This is a genomic window from Micromonospora sp. KC721, assembly GCF_004348355.1.
GTDB lineage: Bacteria > Actinomycetota > Actinomycetes > Mycobacteriales > Micromonosporaceae > Micromonospora.
This window is the reverse complement of the sequence record NZ_SMJY01000009.1, coordinates 1-18,158: the sequence shown is the minus strand read 5'-3', so window position 1 is coordinate 18,158 and position 18,158 is coordinate 1. Positions and strand designations below refer to the sequence as shown.

The 18,158-nt window shown below is 69.5% G+C and carries 19 protein-coding genes; 11 read left to right on the top strand and 8 right to left on the bottom strand.

Going from position 1 to position 18,158, the window contains the following annotated elements:
• Positions 1-220 precede the first annotated feature (220 nt).
• On the top strand, positions 221-355 hold the full coding sequence (locus tag E1182_RS32665) for a hypothetical protein (protein WP_256370799.1): 135 nt from the start codon (positions 221-223) through the stop codon (positions 353-355).
• Between the two features lie 44 nt (positions 356-399).
• Here E1182_RS32665 and E1182_RS03165 read toward each other — a convergent pair whose 3' ends face one another.
• Positions 400-1,239 (bottom strand): alpha/beta fold hydrolase, encoded by an 840-nt coding sequence (locus tag E1182_RS03165; protein ID WP_207921244.1) that lies wholly within the window; start codon positions 1,237-1,239, stop codon positions 400-402.
• 71 nt (positions 1,240-1,310) lie between these two features.
• Here E1182_RS03165 and E1182_RS03160 point away from each other — a divergent pair, with 71 nt between their 5' ends.
• A complete protein-coding gene (locus tag E1182_RS03160) occupies positions 1,311-2,249 on the top strand; it encodes a GlxA family transcriptional regulator (RefSeq protein WP_132261098.1) in 939 nt (312 codons plus the stop codon).
• Positions 2,250-2,358: 109 nt separating this feature from the next.
• Here E1182_RS03160 and E1182_RS03155 read toward each other — a convergent pair whose 3' ends face one another.
• The 3 genes from E1182_RS03155 to E1182_RS03145 are packed head-to-tail and all read right to left on the bottom strand — an operon-like array spanning position 2,359 to position 4,422.
• Positions 2,359-3,012, bottom strand: coding sequence for a response regulator transcription factor (locus E1182_RS03155; protein WP_132261097.1), 654 nt, complete (start codon positions 3,010-3,012; stop codon positions 2,359-2,361).
• On the bottom strand, positions 3,009-4,151 hold the full coding sequence (locus E1182_RS03150) for a sensor histidine kinase (RefSeq protein ID WP_132261096.1): 1,143 nt from the start codon (positions 4,149-4,151) through the stop codon (positions 3,009-3,011). Before E1182_RS03150 ends, E1182_RS03155 begins: the two co-directional genes overlap by 4 nt.
• A gap of 10 nt (positions 4,152-4,161) precedes the next feature.
• Positions 4,162-4,422: a hypothetical protein gene (locus E1182_RS03145; protein WP_132261095.1), complete on the bottom strand. Its 261-nt coding sequence runs from the start codon at positions 4,420-4,422 to the stop codon at positions 4,162-4,164.
• 141 nt (positions 4,423-4,563) lie between these two features.
• On the opposite strand from E1182_RS03145, the gene E1182_RS03140 reads away from it, so the two are divergent.
• The 4 genes from E1182_RS03140 to E1182_RS03125 all read left to right on the top strand — a co-directional run bounded on the left by E1182_RS03140 (position 4,564) and on the right by E1182_RS03125 (position 8,021).
• On the top strand, positions 4,564-5,436 hold the full coding sequence (locus E1182_RS03140) for an ABC transporter ATP-binding protein (protein ID WP_132261094.1): 873 nt from the start codon (positions 4,564-4,566) through the stop codon (positions 5,434-5,436).
• Entirely contained in the window at positions 5,433-6,404 is a 972-nt protein-coding gene (locus tag E1182_RS03135) for an ABC transporter permease subunit (RefSeq protein ID WP_132261093.1), read from the top strand. Before E1182_RS03140 ends, E1182_RS03135 begins: the two co-directional genes overlap by 4 nt.
• Before the next feature lie 133 nt (positions 6,405-6,537).
• Positions 6,538-7,299: a DJ-1/PfpI family protein gene (locus E1182_RS03130; RefSeq protein ID WP_132261092.1), complete on the top strand. Its 762-nt coding sequence runs from the start codon at positions 6,538-6,540 to the stop codon at positions 7,297-7,299.
• 149 nt (positions 7,300-7,448) lie between these two features.
• A complete protein-coding gene (locus E1182_RS03125) occupies positions 7,449-8,021 on the top strand; it encodes a DUF421 domain-containing protein (RefSeq protein ID WP_132261091.1) in 573 nt (190 codons plus the stop codon).
• 26 nt (positions 8,022-8,047) lie between these two features.
• Here the strand turns inward: E1182_RS03125 and E1182_RS03120 are convergent, their stop codons facing one another.
• The 4 genes from E1182_RS03120 to E1182_RS03105 all read right to left on the bottom strand — a co-directional run bounded on the left by E1182_RS03120 (position 8,048) and on the right by E1182_RS03105 (position 13,041).
• Positions 8,048-8,911 (bottom strand): bile acid:sodium symporter family protein, encoded by an 864-nt coding sequence (locus tag E1182_RS03120; RefSeq protein WP_207921243.1) that lies wholly within the window; start codon positions 8,909-8,911, stop codon positions 8,048-8,050.
• 11 nt (positions 8,912-8,922) lie between these two features.
• Complete coding sequence (locus tag E1182_RS03115) at positions 8,923-10,314, bottom strand: sulfatase (RefSeq protein WP_207921242.1); 1,392 nt, start codon at positions 10,312-10,314, stop codon at positions 8,923-8,925.
• A 176-nt stretch (positions 10,315-10,490) separates the two neighbouring features.
• Positions 10,491-11,888, bottom strand: coding sequence for a hypothetical protein (locus E1182_RS03110; protein WP_132261089.1), 1,398 nt, complete (start codon positions 11,886-11,888; stop codon positions 10,491-10,493).
• Between the two features lie 133 nt (positions 11,889-12,021).
• Positions 12,022-13,041 carry a YafY family protein gene (locus tag E1182_RS03105; RefSeq protein ID WP_132261088.1) on the bottom strand — a complete coding sequence of 340 codons (1,020 nt, stop codon included), beginning with the start codon at positions 13,039-13,041 and terminating at the stop codon, positions 12,022-12,024.
• Positions 13,042-13,104: 63 nt separating this feature from the next.
• On the opposite strand from E1182_RS03105, the gene E1182_RS03100 reads away from it, so the two are divergent.
• The 5 genes from E1182_RS03100 to E1182_RS03080 all read left to right on the top strand — a co-directional run.
• Positions 13,105-13,926 (top strand): NAD(P)H-binding protein, encoded by an 822-nt coding sequence (locus tag E1182_RS03100; RefSeq protein WP_132261087.1) that lies wholly within the window; start codon positions 13,105-13,107, stop codon positions 13,924-13,926.
• 221 nt (positions 13,927-14,147) lie between these two features.
• Complete coding sequence (locus E1182_RS03095) at positions 14,148-15,470, top strand: NAD(P)/FAD-dependent oxidoreductase (protein ID WP_132261086.1); 1,323 nt, start codon at positions 14,148-14,150, stop codon at positions 15,468-15,470.
• 26 nt (positions 15,471-15,496) lie between these two features.
• Entirely contained in the window at positions 15,497-17,050 is a 1,554-nt protein-coding gene (locus E1182_RS03090) for an aminotransferase class I/II-fold pyridoxal phosphate-dependent enzyme (RefSeq protein ID WP_132261085.1), read from the top strand.
• 152 nt (positions 17,051-17,202) lie between these two features.
• Positions 17,203-17,709, top strand: coding sequence for a sigma-70 family RNA polymerase sigma factor (locus E1182_RS03085; RefSeq protein ID WP_243705999.1), 507 nt, complete (start codon positions 17,203-17,205; stop codon positions 17,707-17,709).
• A gap of 38 nt (positions 17,710-17,747) precedes the next feature.
• The coding region (locus tag E1182_RS03080) for a hypothetical protein (RefSeq protein WP_207921241.1) at positions 17,748-18,158 on the top strand (411 nt) is incomplete at its 3' end.

Below are 18,158 nucleotides of genomic sequence, written 5' to 3'. Positions count from 1 at the left end.
CCGGCGCGGGGCTGCCGCTGGTGGGCGCTGCCATGCCGCCCGGCATGGACGGCACGGGTCACCACCACGATTGCGGCCGTCGCAGCGGCACCCCACACGGTCAGGGTGACCGGCGCCGCCATCAGGCTCTCGTTCTGCGGTGGCATCACGATCATGTTGAGAGCTGCACCGACGGGAACCACGAGGGCCGCGAGAACTTTCCCGGTAGGGAAGCCCCCGCATGCCCGCTGAGCAGATCGGCCGCTGGACCAGCGTCGACACCACCGACGTCGCGCGGGACGGCGGCCGGGACGCCGCGCTGTCCGTGGCGTGCAGCCTGCATGCGATGCGCGGTGGCGACGAATCGCACCCGTAGCGACCGAAACGACGACGGCAGCTCACAGGCCGCCCACCAAGCCTCTACGCCGTGAAGAAATCAGTGAGCGCGCGCGCGACCTGGTCGGGCGCGTTCTCCGTGGGGATGTGCCCTGCGCCCGGGATACGTATGAGTGTGGTGTGCGGGATCTCCGAGGCGAACCGCTCGGCGTACTCCACCTTCTGGAAGCCGTCGTCCTCGCCCCAGATCAGCAACTTGGGTGTCGGGTTCTGTCGCAGCGCGGGAACGGCCTCGCGGGTGTAGCGGTTGTCGGCTGCGCCGACCATGGCCATCCAGGAGCGGCGCACCCGCGCATCGGTCCACGGGCTCAGGTAGTCCGTGATGAGCTGCTCGGTGGCGGCACCGGCCAGTGCTGCTGTCACGGCTTGCCGGCGGGCGGTGAGAATCTCGTCGGCGGTGGTCGCGGCGACGACCTCCGGGTCCCGGAACCGGGCGACGCTGGACACCGGCCAGGAGTCGTAGGTGACCGAGTTGAGCAATGCCAGCCGGGACACTTCCAGCCGATCGTGGACGAGGAGGTGCTGGGCGACGGCGCCGCCGATGTCGTGACCCGCTACGGCGATCGGCGCGGAGAGCTTCAGCGCGGAGGCGAAGCGCGCCACCCAGTCCGCGAGGGCTGGGACCGTGCCGGTTTCCAGGGTGAGTTCGCCTCCCGAGCGCCCAAGTCCGGGGAGGTCGACCGCGACGGGTCGCAGCCCCGCCGCGGCGAGGTGGTCCATCACCGGACGCCAGACCCGGCTCCAGTAGGTTCCGTGCAGCATCAGCACGGCCGGACCGTCCTGCTCCACGGTCAGGTAGCTGGCCGTTTCGCCGTCGACCTGGATTTCGGTCCGCAGCACTGTCGTTTCGATGATGTCATTCACGAATCCACTGTGGCCGGGGGTGGCCCTCCTCGCCGAGAGTCTGGAAGGACACCCTCAGGTACATTCCTGCCATGACCCTTCATCGGGTGCTGGCCCTGGTCACCCCGCCGCAGTCGCCCTTCGAGCTGGCCTGCGCCTCCGAGGTCTTCGGTACCGTCCCGCAGGACTACAGCTTCCGCGTCTGCGCCGAGCGCCCCGGACCCGTGCCGACCACGGCCGGCTACCCGATGCTCGTCGAGGCAGGGCTGGCCGCCCTACGGGAGGCGGACACCGTAATCGTCCCCGGCTGGCAGCCACCCGGCGCACCCGTGCCACCGAACGTCACCGAGGCACTGCGGGACGCCCATCGGCGCGGGGCGAGGATCGTCGCCATCTGCACGGGGGCCTTCGTCCTCGCTCAGGCCGGACTGCTCGACGGCCGCCGTGCCACCACTCACTGGCGCAGCGCCGCCCGGTTCGCCGCAGCCTTCCCCGGGGTGCAGGTGGATTCGGACGTACTCTTCGTGGACCACGGCGACGTGGCGACCAGCGCCGGGACCGGCGCCGGCATCGACCTGTGCCTGCACCTGGTGCGTTCCGACCACGGCGCGGCGTACGCCGCCCAGATCGCCCGGCGCATGGTCCTGCCGCCGCACCGGGAGGGCAGCCAACTCCAGTACGCCGCACGGCCCGCCCCGGCCAAGGCGGACGAGTCGTTGGCACCACTGCTGGAGTGGGCCACCTCCCACCTCGACACCCGACTGACCCTCGGCCACCTCGCCGAACGCGCCGGACTATCCAGCCGAACCCTCGCCCGGCGGTTCACGGAACAGCTCGGCACCAGCCCGGGACAGTGGCTGCTCAACCAGCGCCTTGACGCGGCACGCATACTGCTGGAACAGACCGACCTTCCGGTGGAAGCCATCGCCACCCGGGTCGGACTTGCCTCGGCGGTCAACCTGCGTCGCCGTTTCCGGGCGCATCTCGGCACCACACCCGGCGCATACCGACGGACCTTCAGCGAAACCTGATGACGCAGCTGGGCGTTACCATCGCCCGGCACTGGCTCTGTCCCAGCGAACGCGGGGCCGCCGCGAGTCGACCCCCTTCGGACGCGCAAGATCATGAAGCCGGCTGCTGTCAGGTGGTTTCGGCGATCCGGTGCTCCCATGCCCAGACGGCGATCTCAGTACGGTTGCGAAGTCCGAGCTTGGTCTGGATGGTCGAGACGTGGCTTTTGACCGTGCTCAGGGAGATGAACAGTTCGGCGCCGATCTCCAGGTTGGTACGGCCGCGTGCGATCTCCCGTACCACCTCGATCTCGCGTTCCGACAATGACGGTAGCGACTTGTCGGGTTGGCGTACCGGCGTGGTCAGCTGGCGGAGCAGCCGTACGGTGACCGATGGGGAGACCAGCGCGTCGCCGTTGTGGGCGGCGCGTACCGCCTCGACGAGCAGAGCCGGGCCGGCGTCTTTCAGGATGAAGCCGGCGGCGCCGCCGCGCAGCGCGCCGTACACGTATTCGTCGAGGTCGAATGTGGTGACCACGATGACCCGCATCGGGTTCGGCACGCCGGGTCCGGCCAGTGCGCGGGTCACCTCGATGCCGTCGAGCCGGGGCATGCGGATGTCCACCAGGCAGACGTCGGGGCGTAGCCGGCGGGCCTGGGCGATGGCGTCGACACCGTCTGACGCCTCGGCGATGACGCTGATGTCCGGTTGGTCTTCGAGGATGAGCCGCAGGCCACTGCGGATCATGGCCTGGTCGTCGGCGATCAGTACGTGGATCGTCACCGTGGCCCTTTGTCGTCGAGGGGAAGGGTGGCCAGGACAGACCAGCCTGTCGGGGCGCGGGGACCGGCATGGAGTGTGCCGCCGAGGGTTTCTACGCGTTCGCGCATGCCGATGAGGCCGTAGCCGCCGCGCTGGGCTGCGCGGGCGACGCCTGGTGGTGCGTCGTCGCTCACTTCGACGGTGATGCTGGAGGGGCGCTGGTCGACGGTGACGGTGACGTCGTGGGCGTGCGGCGCGTGGCGGGCCACGTTGGTCAGCGCCTCGCGGACGATCCGGTACACGGTGCTGGTCACCTCCGGCGGCCACGCCGCGCTCTTATCGGGTACCCGCAGGCGCACCGGTGGCCCTTGCCGGTTGAAGCGTTCGACGAGGGCGCCGAGCTGTTCCGGCCCGGCCGAGGCAGGCGGCGCGTCGCCGGTGTCGCGGAGCAGCCCCACCACCCGGCGCATCGCACGTAGCGCCTCGGTGCCAGCGGCCTCGATCTCGGTCAGCGACTCGGTCACCTGCCCCGGGTTCTTGCGCGCGACGAGGTGGGCGGCCTGTGCCTGGAGCAGCATGCCGGTGATGTGGTGGGCCACCACGTCGTGCAGTTCCCGGGCCAGCTCCAGCCGCTCGTCCCGGCGTACGGTCTCGGCGGTGGCCGCCGCCCGGTCGTCCTGCGACCGCAGCGCCAGCCCCGCCGTGACAGCGCTGAGCCAGGCCACGGCGTTCATTGCCACGACTCCCAGCGACCCCCCGGACTCCGGTCGGGCGGCGAGAAGGGCGCCGCCGACCACCGTGAGCCCGCCGGCGGCGAGCGCACCAGCCGGTACGGGAGGTAGCGCGCGTACCGCCGACCCCACGAGGACGGCGAGCGCCAGCGCCATGGCCGGTCCCGGCTCGGCCGGAAGGTGAAACACCCGGGCCGCCGCGATGGCCAGTCCAGCGATCACCAGACCGGCGACCGCCGCCCATGTCCGCTGCCGCCGGCGTACCAGCGCCAGCACACAGACCACGACGGCGGCCGTACCACCGGCGAGCCAGTGCCGGGCGCCCCAGGTCTGGGCGATCGCCGCGGCTTCGACGACGACGGCGACGAGGAAAACCACGGCGAGTCCCGCTGTGGCCGCAATCCCGGACAGCCGGTTCCAGATGTTCATCGTGTTCAAGCTACGAGGCCCGTGCGGCTACGCGCAGGGTGATTCCGAGCGCCATGGCGACCAGCCAGGTGACCATGTTCATCACGGTCTCCGCGACCGCGAGGCCCCGCACGGCCGGCCAGATCCGCTGCGGCCGGCGCAGTAGCGCGGGCGCCCCTGCCGCCCCGGCGAGACAGTCGAACAGCCAGTAGAGGCCGCCCCACCTGCCCGCGATCACGTACGCCGTGAGCACGCTCACGGTGACGAGAACCAGCCCCAGTAAGGCGTTCATCGCCGATCGATGTGTCAGGTTCATGCCGCGAACCTATGAAATCGCGGACGCATGCGAACCGGTCAAAAGTAGGGCTGCCGGCGGTACCCGACCCTGCTTCGGACCGATGCCCGGGCCGCCAACCGTTCGCAGGATGAGCCAATGCGAACACCACTCGTCCTGCACGCCGAACGGCTGACCAAACGGTACGGCCGCCGTGCTGCGTTGACCGACTGTGAACTGGCGATTCCGCGGGGGCACATCGTCGGGTTGGTCGGCCCGAACGGCGCCGGCAAGTCCACCCTCCTGCAACTGGCCAGCGGCCTGATCCGACCGACCTCGGGCACGTTGTCCGTTCTCGGATCCCGACCGGCGGCCAACGCGACGCACCTGGCCCGGGTCGGCTTCGTCGCCCAGGACACCCCGGTGTACGCCTCGTTCAGCGTCGCCGACCACCTGAAAATGGGTGCGTGGCTGAACCCGTCCTGGGACCCGGCGTTGGCCAAGCGGCGGATCGCGGAGGTCGGCCTGGACCCCGAGCAGAAGGCGGGCCGACTCTCCGGCGGCCAGCGCGCGCAGCTCGCCTTGACCATCGCCGCAGCGAAGCGACCCGAGCTGCTCATCTTCGACGAGCCCGCCGCCGCGCTGGACCCCCTGGCGCGCAAGGGATTCATGCGCAGTGTCCTGGAGTTCGTGGGCGAACTCGGCGCCACGGCCATTCTCTCCTCGCACCTGCTGAGCGACGTCGAGCAGGTCTGTGACTACCTCGTCGTACTCTGCGACTCGCGCATCCAGGTCGCCGGTCCGGTCCGGAAGCTGCTCGCCTCGCACCGCCGGATCGCCGGCCATCCGGCCACGATGGCCGGGGTCGAGGTCATCTGGGCGGAGCACGGCAGCGTTCTGGTCCGGGTCGGTGCGGCGGTACCGGTTGGGAACGCCGAACCGGTCACGCTCGAGGAGCTGGCCCTCGCCTACATGTCGCGGGCCGCCCGGACGGTTGCCGCACCCCGGGCGACTGCGGCGGTGCCGCGATGATCAGGATGACCCTGCGGCAGTTCCGTGGCCAGGCGCTCGTCGGAGCGCTCCTGCTGGTCCTCGCCGCCAGCTACCTGGTGCGCCTCGGCGGGGCCATCCGCGCCGTCCGCGAGACGTCTCAGCTGCCGAGCCAGTACGGGCAGACGATGCTGTTCCTGGCCGCTGGTTTCGGCCTGGTACCCGCGCTCATCGGCGCGTTCTGGGGAGCGCCGCTCATCGCCCGGGAGCTGGAGACGGGCACCCATCGTCTGGTATGGAACCAGAGCGTGCCACGCCGCTACTGGCTCGCGGTCAAGCTGACCGTGCTCGGCCTGGTCGGCATGGCCGTCGCCGGTATCCTCAGCGCCCTGTTGACGTGGGCGGCGGCCCCGGTCGACCAGGTGACCGGCGACCGCTTCAGCGCGGTGCTGTTCGGCGCGCGCGGTATCGCGCCCATCGGGTATGCCGCTTTCGGCTTCACCTTCGGCGCCATCACCGGGCTGCTGGTCCGCCGCACCCTGCCAGCGATGGCAATGGTGTTCCTGGCCGTGATCGCAGTCCAGCTCGCCGTACCCAACCTGCTGCGCCCCCACTACCTGCCCGCCGAGCGAACCACCGTCCAGATGACGGCCGACGCCATCAACCGGGCCCGATCACTGGGCAGCATCACCGGCGGAGCGGCTATCGGGGGATTGGAGCTGCCGGACGCCTGGATCACGGAAACAAGCCGACTCCTGACACCTGACGGCCGGCAGCTGTCCGACGCCGCCTTCAACGAATGCCTCGACAACGCCCCGAAGACCGGCGCCTCCGGCACGTTCGGCGACACCGCGGTATGCCTCGGCGACCTCGACCTTCACGTCACCCTGGCCTACCAGCCCAACCAGCGCTTCTGGCCCTTCCAATGGATCGAACTGACGCTGTACCTCGGTCTGACCGCACTGCTCGCGGCCGTCGGCCTGGGGCGAATCCATCGCCGGGTCAGCTGACCACCGCCGGTCGCCTGCCCCCACTCGTTGTCGGCCGGAAGTCCCGGGCGGCAGGGGTTTCTCACCCGTCGGGAACTGGAACGGGTTCCCCGCCGACTACCTGAGGTCAGGTTGTCATCTGAAGGAGGCCAGTATGGCCGATGGTGGTCGACGTGCGTTGTTGAAGGCTGCGGCGTTCGGTGGTGCCGGGGCGGGTCTGGCCGCCACGGGACTGCCCGAGCCGGCCGTGGCGGGGCCCGGGTCGCGTGGGCCGCGGGTGGCGATCCTGCTGTACGACGGGATCACCGCGTTGGACGCGGTTGGGCCGTACGAGGTGCTGTCTCGGGTGCCAGGCGCGTCGGTGGTGACGGTGGCGAAGCGGGTCGGGCCGGTACGTACCGACACCGGTGTGCTCGGGCTGGTCGCCGACCGGGCGCTGCGGCAGGTGCGGCACGCGGACGTGCTCCTGGTCCCGGGCGCTGGCAACCGTGGCGTGATCGCGGCCATGGAGGACGCCGAGACGGTCGACTGGGTGCGCCGGTTGCACGAGCGGAGCACGTGGACGGTGTCCGTCTGTACGGGTGTGTTGATCCTCGGCGCGGCCGGGCTGCTGCGCGGGATACCGGCCACCACGTACTGGGCGTCGCGGTCCTATATGGAGTCGACGTTCGGTGCGGTTTACACACCGGGCCGGTTCGTGGAATCCGGGAAGATCATCACGGCGGCGGGGGTGTCGGCTGGTATCGACATGGCCCTGCACCTGGCCGCCAAGCTGGTCGACGAAAGAACTGCGCAGGCGCTGCAACTGGCGGTTGAGTACGATCCGGATCCGCCGTTCGACACCGGTAGTCCGGAGAAGGCCGGCCCCGAGCTGCAGCAGCTCGCGTTGCGGCTGCTGGAGGACGCCGCCGCGTAGTGGCCAGGTGGCGGACCTGTCCCAGTGCGCCGCAGTGGCGGTGCCCGACATGTCGGGCACCGCCACTGGTGCAGCGGCTGCGCTGTGATCCGACGGTGCTGCCGTATGCTCCTAATGTCGTATTTCTATGGTTATGGGTAGGGACTTGAGTGGTGGATTGGGTGACGAGTCTGCTGGAGTCCCTGCTCGGCATCGGTGCGGAGGAACTCAACCCCGGTCAGATGGCGCTGCGGGCGGTGTCGACCTTCGTGGTGGCGCTGGCGATCGTCCGGCTCGGGCACAAGCGGCTGTTCGGCAAGGCGACGGCGTTCGACCTCGTTGTGGCGATCATGTTCGGTTCGGTCATGAGCCGCGCCATCACGAACAGCCTGGGGCTCGTCGCGGTCTGGCTCGCCGGCTTCGTGCTCATCATGTTGCATCGGCTGATCGCGACCGTGTCCTGTCACTTCGACTGGTTCGGCCCGCTCGTCAAGGGCCGCCCGGTCCTGCTTGTCGAGGACGGGCACCTCAACCGTGCCGGGATGCGAAAGAGCCACGTATCCCGGCTGGATCTCGACGAGGCCCTTCGTGGTACGGGAAGTGAGGCGGACCTGTCGCGCGTGCGGCTCGCCTACCTGGAACGCGACGGCAGTATCAGCGTGGTCCCGCGCGGCGAAGGGCCTCGTGTTCTCGACGTCGCCGTTGACAAGGGTGTCCAGACCGTACGGATAGCCGTGGAGTAGGGGCGTCGACCGCACCTGCTTGCGCTTCAACCAGTTCGGGCCGTGGCGACGGGCTCCCGCTTGCGCAGTACCCCGGCGATGGGGAAGAGCAGCGCGAAGCCCGCCAGTGAGGTCGCGATCACCATGACGACCGTTTCGGCGGCGTCGAAGCCCTGGGTGGCCATCACGGTCGCGGCCGATATGTTGCGTTGCGCGGTGCCGAGCCCGAGTACCTCACGGGCGTTACGGTCCTTTCCGCCGAGCAGGTAGCCGATGACGAACCCACCTGCGATCACCAACAGGGGTGGCACGATCGCTCCCTTGGTGAACAGGTCGGTGATCGTCGGAATATTGGCCAGTGTGGTGGCCAGGACGAGCACCACCAACGCGACGGTCGAAAAGTGGCGGGCGATCGGTGCCAACCGCCGGGCCAGGGCGGGCCAACGGTTGTGGGCCAGCAGGCCGGCGGCGAGCGGCAGGAGCATGGTCAGCAGCAGCGGCACCGCGAGAGCACCGGCGGAGACCTCCGCTTCGGGAAGCACCTGGGGTATCACGATCGGTGCGTACACGACGGTGGCCGGCAGCAGCAGCACCAGCAGTGTGGCGCTGAGGCTGACCTCGGACTGGGCTACCGCCGTCAACTTGACCAGGAACGGTGCGCCGGCGGACATCGCCACCAGGATCAGCCCCGCCTCCAGCGGACGGTCGAGCGGCCAGAGCCACAGGATGCCGAGCGCGAGCAGGGGGACCAGCACGAAGTTGGCCAATAGCGCCCGCGCCAGAGCCCCCAGGTCACGCAGCGGGCCGAGGATCTGCCTGACCGAGTAGGCGAAGCCCACCGAGAGCATCGAGGTCACGGCGAACAGCAGGACCGCCAGGTTTCCCACCGTGGAGAGAACATCCCGCATCATCCGATCAGCCCCTAGTCCGGCTCGCTGGTCGCGGGCTTCGCCTCCGGCCGCGGCACACCTGGATGACCCGCCGGGTAGGGCAGCAACTGCGCGTCGGTTCGCTCCCACGTCTCGCGTAGGTCGTTCAGCAGGTCGGGATGGCGGGCGGCGATGTCCGCCTGCTCACGGCCGTCCACCGAGACGTCGTAGAGGAGGTGGAAAGGGCCCTCTCGGCGTGGCCAGTTGCCCAGTACCGACCGGTCGCGACGGTCGTACAGGTACTTGAACCGGCCGCGGCGTAACGCCCCCTGATTCGAGGTACGCCAGAACAGGTCGTGCTCGGGGAAGTCGGCGCCGTCGACCAGCCACGGCAACAGGTCCACCCCGTCCAGCGGAAAGCCCTCGTCCGGTGCCGATCCGCCGGCGTCGACCAGTGTCGCGGTCAGGTCGAGGGTGTTGATCGGATGGTCGATGACCTGGCCGCCGGCGACGGCCGCCGGCCACCGCAGGATCAGCGGGACCCGGATGCCACCCTCGGCCAGATCGCCCTTCTCGCCCACGAACGGCCAGTTCTTCGACCACCGCTCGCCGCCGTTGTCGGAGGTGAAGACAACGACGGTGTTGTCGGCGCGGCCGGCGTCGGCCAATGCGGCGAGCACCTTCCCGACGCCGGCGTCCATCTCCTCGACCAGCTCGGCGTACTTCGCCAGCGAGCCGCCGTCAGGGTGGATCAACGGGGTGGGCACCGACTGCTGGCTGAACCTGCGCCGGATCTCCGCGCCGACCTCCCGGTCACCTGGGCCCTCCCACGGCCAGTGCGGCGCGGTGTAGTTGAGCTGGACGTAGAAGGGGCCGTCGCGGTCGGCGGCGACGAAGTCGGCCGCGCGTTCGGAGATCAGGGAGGTGTAGTAGCCGGCCTCCTCGACCGGGGTCTCCCCCTCGTACAGGTCGGCCTCGCCCATTGTGCTGACGTGCTCGAAGTAGTCGATCGCTCCGTCGAAGTTGCCGAAGAAGGTCTGGAAACCGATGCGCAGCGGGCTGTACCAGGGCAGCCACCCGCAGTGCCACTTACCGAACATTGCCGTCTGGTAACCCGCGGCCCGCAGCAACGACGACAGGGTCGGATGCTCGGCCGGAATCCCGTTGCCCTCCGCGTGCGTGGTCAGCGGCTCCTCCAGGCCCGCCGGCAACCGGGTCGGATAGCGCCCGGTGTACAGCCCGATGCGGGTCGGCGAGCACCACGGCGTGCACGCGTAGCCGTGGCGGAACAGCAGGCCCTCCCCGGCCAGTCGATCGAGGTTCGGCGTGCGGATCGTCGTCGAGCCGTAACAGCCGAGATCCGCCCAACCCAGATCGTCGGCCAGGATGAACAGGATGTTGGGCGGCTCGGCTGGCCGGCTCGCACCTGGCTGTCCGGCCCGCACCGGTATCCCTCGAGCCGGACCCGTCGTCGCCATACGGCCCTATACCTTCTCGTGGAGGTTCCTAACCTCCTACCGACGCTGGGCCGCACCACCCGGACCTCCTGGGGAGCGGATCCACCGACCACCACCGCGAGGGTGTCCGTGGGCCTGCCAGCCGGGGATACCGGTGGTCGGTGTCAGTGGCGCAGGTGGAAGGGCCGGGGGTACGGGCCAGGTCGGTAGGGGGCGTAGGCGTGGGTCGCCGTGGGATCCAGGTCCGCTGCGAGTCGGTTCAGCGTGCCGGGGGACATGTCGGGCCACTGCCCTGCGCTGATCCGGTGATCGAGGGCGTGAACGGCCGCCAGCATCTCACCGGTGGTGAAGGTGCAGTGTCCGGCTCGGTGGACGTATCCCTGGCGCAGTAGCCGCGAGCGGCCGGCGTCGCTGACCGCTTCGGCGTAGGCTTTTTCGGCCTGTACCGGGACGAGCGGGTCGCCGGTGGTGTGGATGCTGATCATCGGTGTGGTGAGCCGGCCGGTGAAGGAGATGTTTCGGATCATGTAGCGGACCGCTGTCGGGTCTGCGGTGATGCGCGGTGCGGCGGCCAGCGCGGTCAGGTCGTCGCGCAGCGACAGCCCTGACCGCGCGTACAACTGCTCGACCTGCTGTCGGTTGGCGGAGTGAACGAAGATGCGGCCGTAGTCGACGCCGCTGTTCCAGGACATGTTGCCGCCGGCGTGTTCTTCGGCTTCCTGCCGCCAGGTGAGTCCCGTCTTGACGAACTGGCGGAGCGCCTCGAACTGGTTGCGCTGTGCGGTGTCGTGGTCGTCCGCGTCCGGTTCCGGCCGAGCCGGGTCGGTCCATGCCGGGATGTTGCGAAACGCTGCGGCGAGCGCGATGCGGGCGCGGCCCTGCGGGGTCGCCTGTGCCGCGTCGAGGGCGGCGGTCAGTTCGGCGGTGGAGGCGAGCGCGGCGGCCTGTCCGGGCAGTCGTACCAACGGTGCGGTCGAGCCCGCCGCCAGCAGGGCGCGGATGGCGAAGAGGGTGTCGAGATTGTTGTTCCAGTTGGCTACGGCACCCTGTTGGAGTCCGCACATGGTCACCGTTCCGTCGAACCGGTGGCTGAATCGTTCGGCGAGTCCGGTGGTGATCATGCCCCCCATGGACGTACCCCACGCGATCGTTCGCCGGGCCGGGCCGAACTGGGCCTCGAACTTGTCCAACGTGGCGAGTTGAGCGGACAGGGCCCCCTGCACAACCCAACCGGTTGCGGGGTACGAGGAGCCAATCTGCGCGTATCCGGCCTCCAGCAACGCGGTGCGGACGTTGTCGCTGGGCGCGTTGCGGGCCGGGTTCGCCACGTTGTCGGGCACGTAGCCATGGCTGTAGAGCAGCACGGTGCCGTTCCAGTTCGCCGGCACGTCCATCACGTAGGTCGAGCCATCAGGCAGCACACCCTCCACCCGCGATGGCGCCGCGGCGCTCGCGGGCGTGGGGTCGACTGCGGGGCCGAGCACGGCGACGAGTAGCACGGTCACGACCGTGGCGGCAGCCTTGCTCACGGCGCGGCGGAAGAGAAGAACTTCACGGGCCATCGGCACTCCGTTCGGCGAATCCCGGTCCGGCTGCAAGGTCACACCCAGTCAACCAGTGTTCCTGATCTAGGTCCAAGCAATGTGGTCAGTCAAATGGGCGGCGTGGACGACGAACGTGCCAACCGGCTCACCGTCACACTGCGCGAGTGCCTGGGGAACTGAGGTCGGAACCTGGGCGAACCGCGGGCCGGGCTGTGCGCCGGGAGGCGGCCCGGCCGAGGCGCGCGGCGAGCGTGTCGACGTGTGCGCGTAGCTCCGCCGGTTCACGCACCGCGAACTCGAAGCCGAACGCGGCGACCCACACGGCGAGCTGGTCGAGGTTGTCCGACCCGATCCGCAACGTGCAGGTGTGCTCGTCGATCCGCTCGATCACACCCAGAGTGGGCGGCACCTCCTCGGCGACCGCGTCCGCCGGCGCGTACATGGTCAGGACCGCCTGGTGCCGGTACTGCCGGGACGTCATGCCGAGGGCGACGTGGACGGCGACGTCATCGGCCGGCAGCGGTCGTGGCCGGAACCGGGGCCCGGCTGGCACGCGCGGCGACAGCCGGTCGGCGCGGAACGTCCGCCAGTCCGCCGCCTGGACGTCCCAACCGTAGAGGTACCAACGGCGTCCGCTGTGGACGATGCGGTACGGCTCCACGTCGCGTCGAGATGTCGAGCCGTCGCGGGCGACGTAGTCGAAGCGCAGTCGTTCACGATCGCGCACGGCCGCCGCCACGGCGGTCAGGATCGTGGGATCCACCGTCGGTCCGGACGCCGGCAGCGTCACCACCGCCGCGCCGAAGGCGTTCACCCGATGCCGCAGTCGTGCCGGCAACACCTGGTCGACCTTCGCCAGCGCGCGGACCGACGTTTCCTCGATGCCGGTGACGGCCAGCGCCGCCGCCGTCCGCAGGCTGACGGCGACGGCCACCGCTTCGTCGTCGTCGAGCAGCAGCGGCGGCAGCGCCGCGCCGGCCGCCAGCCGGTATCCGCCGCCGACGCCGCCGATCGCCTCGATCGGGTACCCGAGAAGCCGCAGTTTGTCGACGTCGCGACGCACCGTGCGCGCGCTCACGTCGAGGCGTTCCGCCAGCGCCCCGCCCGACCAGTCCCGCCGGGACTGCAGCAGGGACAGCAGCCGCAGCAACCGTGCCGACACGTTCAACACGCTCACAGCATGTCAGGCATTCGCGGACAGGATCTGACCGCGGATCTTTCTAGTGTCGGCGGTATGACGATTCTCGTGACCGGAGCCACCGGCACCGTGGGCCGCCACCTCGTCGCGCAGCTGGCAGTCGCCGGACATCCCGTCCGCGCCCTGACCCGCCGCCCGACGGAGGCCAACCTTCCCGACGGTGTCGACGTGACCGCCGGCAACCTCACCGACCTCGACAGCCTGGTGGACGCGTTCGCCGGCGTCACCGCGGCCCACCTCATCACGTTCGGCGACGACTACGCCCCGCTCAAGGAGGCCGACCGGATCGTCGATCTGGCGCGGCGAGCGGGGATCCGCAGGGTCACCGTTCTTCGCGGTGACATCAGCAAGGGCCCGCTGGAGGAGGCCGTCGAGGCCAGCGGACTGGAGTGGACCCACCTGTCGCCGGTCGAATTCATGTCCAACACGCTGGAGTGGGCCGAGAGCATCCGCGCCGAAGGGGTCGTCCGCGAGGCGTTCCCGGACGCGAAGAGCGCGCTGATCCACGAGGCCGACATCGCCGCGGTCGCGGCGGTCGCGCTCACCACCGACGGGCACGCCGGGCGGGACCTTTGGCTCACCGGCCCGCAGGCGCTGACCGTACCGGAGCGCATCGAACAGCTCAGCCAGGTGCTCGGCCGCGAAATCCGGTACGTCGAGTTGACCACCGACGAGGTCGTCGCCCGGTGGCGTGCGGAGGGATACTCCGACGAGGACATCGAGTTCTTCCTCACCATGCGCACCAACCCACCCGAGGCCGGCTACACCGTGCTGCCGACCGTCGAACAGGTCACCGGTCGCCCGGCACGGACGTTCACCGACTGGGTACGCGAGAACGCGGCGGCCTTCCAGCCCTGATTCTGCCTCGGTCAGCCTCACCTTGTGCCGCCGCGACCCGAAGCGGCATAACCCATCGATGATCGACATAGCTGGCATTCGACGCGGCATGGAGATCGGCATCTTGCGGTAATAGGGAACTTGATCCCTTCGCGCCCCTTCTTGCGCCAGGGGGGTACGCCCCGCCGGTGCCTCTAACATGGAGGGCCGGCGGGGCGCCCAACCGATGGAGGATCGACAAGATGTACGACGCGATCGTGATCGGGGCCCGCTGTTCGGGGGCGTCCACGGCGATGCTGCTCGCTCGGCGTGGTTACCGGGTGCTGGTGGTGGACCGCTCATCGTTTCCCAGCGACGTCATATCGACGCACTTTCTGTGGCCGCACGGAATGTCCTACCTGAACCGGTGGGGACTGCTGGAGCAGGTGCTGGCGGTCACCCCGGCGCAGACCGAGATCGACGTGGTCAACGACGGAATCCGGTTGACCGGTTCGGTCCCGGCGGAGCTGCTGCGAGCCTACTTCCGCGACCTGCATGGCGACGGTTCGGGAGTGGTGCGCACCTACGCCTCGATCCGGCGCAGCGTGCTGGACCAGATCCTGGTCCAGGCGGCGGCCAAGGCCGGCGCCGAGGTACGCACCAACTTCACCGTGCGTGACCTGATCGTCGAGGACGGGCAAGTCGTCGGCATCCGGGGCCGCGCCTCCGACGGGCGGTCGGTCGAGGAGCGGGCCCGGATCGTCGTCGGTGCCGACGGCCGGAACTCGTTCGTGGCGCGTACCCTCCAGCTGCCCAAGTTCGACGAGCGCCCGCGGTGCACCTTCGCCTACTGGAGCTACTACTCCGGCTTCAGCATCGAGACCGCGCAGCTGCACCGGCGCGGACGGCTGGCCTGCGCTGTCGTACCGACCAACTTCGAGCAGAACATGGTCCTGGTGTGGGGGCCGAGCGAGTGGTCGCGGGAGTTCCGCGCCGACGTACCCGGCAACTACCAGCGGGCGCTGGACTTCGTCAGCCCGGAACTCGGTGAGCTGGTGCGCGCCCAGGGAACCCGGGAGGAGCGCATCTACGGCACCCTCGACCAGGCGGCGTTCCTCCGGCCGCTGCACGGACCCGGTTGGGTGCTCGTCGGCGACGCTGAATCGTTCAAAGACCAGTGCACCGCGATCGGGATGACACACGCCTTCCGGGACGCCGAGCTGGCCTCCGCCGCGCTGGACCGCTGGCTGTCCGACGACGCGTCGTTCGACGAGGCGATGGCGTCGTACGAGAGGCGACGCCGCGGCCAGGACGCGGCGGCCTACTACGACTACGTCTGCACGCTCGCCGAGATGCGTCCGTACCGGCACGACGAGCTGCAGCTGTTCGTCGCGCTGCGCGGCAACCAGCAGGAGATCGACCGATTCATCGCCACCCACGCCGACGTCGCGCCGGTCTCGGAGTTCTTCCAGGCATCGAACCTGTTCCTGCTCAACGACGCGGCGAAGGAAACGTCCGCCGGCTACCCGATCTTCGAGGACTTCGCCGCGACGTCCCGCATGTACCAGCAGAACCTTTTCGCCTGACACACCTTGCCCCGGGAGGCAACACCGTGACCACTGGTCTGGACCAGCGTGAAGACGGCGAGCTCATCGAGATCATTCTCGGCGCGGCCCGACGCGGCGACGTGACGACGATGGCCCGTACCGCGGCCGAGGTGTCCGAGATGATCCGCAACTGGGCGACCCACATCCCGTGGGACGACTTCGCGAGCCTCGACGGCGCCGACGACGAACTCGCCCAGGTGGTCGCCGACCTTGAGGAGATGTGGGAGCCGGCGCACCTTCGCAACCCCGTCGACCCCGACGAGGAGTACGCGCTGGACAAGAACGCGTACGACTTCTACCGCCCGGCCGGCCGCAACCTGCTGACTCGCACGGAGGACTTCCACGACTGGGTGCTCGCCCGCCGGCGGACCGAGACGTGGCAGTACTCCCGCGTGTTGGAGGCGGCACCGGGCAGCGTCGCCGAGATCACCAACGACCTCGGTCGGCGTACCCGGGGCATCAACTTCAACTCCCAGGACTACCTGTCGTTCAACACTCATCCGGCGATCCGGACGGCAGCCGAGCGGGCGATGCGCGACTACGGTCCGCACAGCGCCGGCTCGCCGATGGTGCTCGGTAACACCCGCATCTCCGACGAGTTGGAGAGGGCCCTCGGTGACCTGGTCGGGCTCGAGCACGTGACGCTCTTCCCGACCGGGTGGGCCGCCGGATTCGGCGCGGTGGTCGGCCTGGTCCGCCAGGAGGACCACATCCTCATCGATCGGCTGGCCCACTCCTGCCTGCAGCAGGGCGCCCGAGCGGCCACCCGCAACGTGGTGCGCTACGAACACCTCAACGTCGAATCGGTACGCCAGCACCTGGCCGACATCCGTAGTCGGGACACCCGTAACGGCGTCCTCGTCGTCACCGACGGTCTCTTCTCGGTCGACGCCGACTGGCCCGACCTGGTCACCCTGCAACGAGTCTGCCGGGAGTACGACGCCACCCTGCTCGTCGACGTCGCGCACGACCTGGGCTCGATGGGACCGGGTGGCACCGGCGTACTGGGGCTGCAGGGCCTGCTCGGCAGCGTCGACATCGTGATGGGGGCGTTCTCGAAGACGTTCTGTTCCAACGGCGGGTTCGTCGCGTCCAACTCACCGGCGTTGAAGCAGTACATCAAGATGTTCGGCGGCTCGCACTTCTTCTCCAACGCGCTCTCCCCGGTGCAGACCGCGGTGGTGCTGGAGGCGGCCCGGATCATCCGGTCGCCCGAGGGCGACGAGCTGCGCGGGCGGCTCTTCGCCGCCATCGACGCTCTGCGCGACGAACTCACCACGCGCGGCCTGACCTGTATGGGCGAGCCGTCACCGATCGTGCCGCTGCTGATCGGCAACGAGAAGCTGGCCCGTGTCGCGAACCGGTTGTTGTTCGACCGGGGAGTGCTCGCGTTCATGGTGGAGTTCCCGGTGACGCCGACCGGTTCGTCGCGGTTCCGGCTACAGGTGCAGGCCGACCACCGGCCGGAGGAGGCCCGCGAGGCGGCCCGGATCATCGAGGGTGCCATCGCCGACTCCCGGGCGTACCTGTCGAGCGCCTTCGGCAGCGCCGCGAAGTAGCCGACTGATTCAGGCATTCACTGACCACACCTCACCCCTGAGGCAGGGGGATCCACGCTGAACTTCTTCGTCCAGCATGCAACGGACTCGCGGTCTCTCTCGTAAGAGAGGTGTCCGAGTGGCAAGCGGGGACAAGGAGAGGTGGGTGGCCTGTGAGACGGCCCTCCGAGCAGGATCGCGAGTTCACCGAGTTCGTGATGACCCGGCGTGCCGGCCTGGTGCGCGTGGCAACACTGTTGGTCTCCGGCGATCTGGCCAAGGCCGAGGACGTGGTGCAGACAGCACTGACCCGCATCTATCTGGCGTGGTCGAGGGTGCGGCCGGACACGGTGGATGCGTACGCACGGCGGTGCGTCGTGAATGCGGCGACGGACGAGCGTCGCAGCCTGTTCCGTCGGCGTGAGCAGGTGCGGGCGCAGCTGCCCGACGTCGCCGCCGTCGAGGCCCCGGGCGGGGACGAGACGACGATGCTGGCGTTGCTGGCCACGCTGCCGACGAGCATGCGAACGGCGGTGGTGCTGCGGTACGTCGAAGGGCTCAGCGTCGCCGAGACCGCCGCCGCGATGCGGTGCAGCGAGGGCAACGTCAAGAGCCAGAGCGCCCGAGGGCTGGAACGACTACGGGCGGTCTTCCCCGCACGTGTGCACGACTTCGCCTGAACCAACCCCTGACCCGAATGAATTGAAGGAGTACTGACATGCCAGACGTGATGGACGTCCTGCGTACCCTGCCGCATGCCGTCACGCCCGACCAGACCAGCCCGGACGTCGTCACCGCCGACGTGGCCCGGGGACACCGTGCCCTGACCCGCCGCCGGCAGCGGCGGCTCGCGTTCTCCGGCGCGGCCGTCGCCCTCGTCGCCACCGTGGCGTTGGGTGCCGGCCAGATCGGCGGGACCGGAGGCGCCCCGACCAGGGTCGCGGAAGGGCCCGGCACGTCGACGAACACGTCGCGCCTGCAACTCGTCGCCTACACCGGCACCCAGCCGGTCGGCTTCGAGGTGAGCACCGTGCCGGAAGGCTGGAAAGTGGTCTCGTCGGACAAGAGCTCGTTCATCGTGACGCCGCCCGGTGGGGACACCGCCCCGCCCGCCCCCGGACAGGCTGTC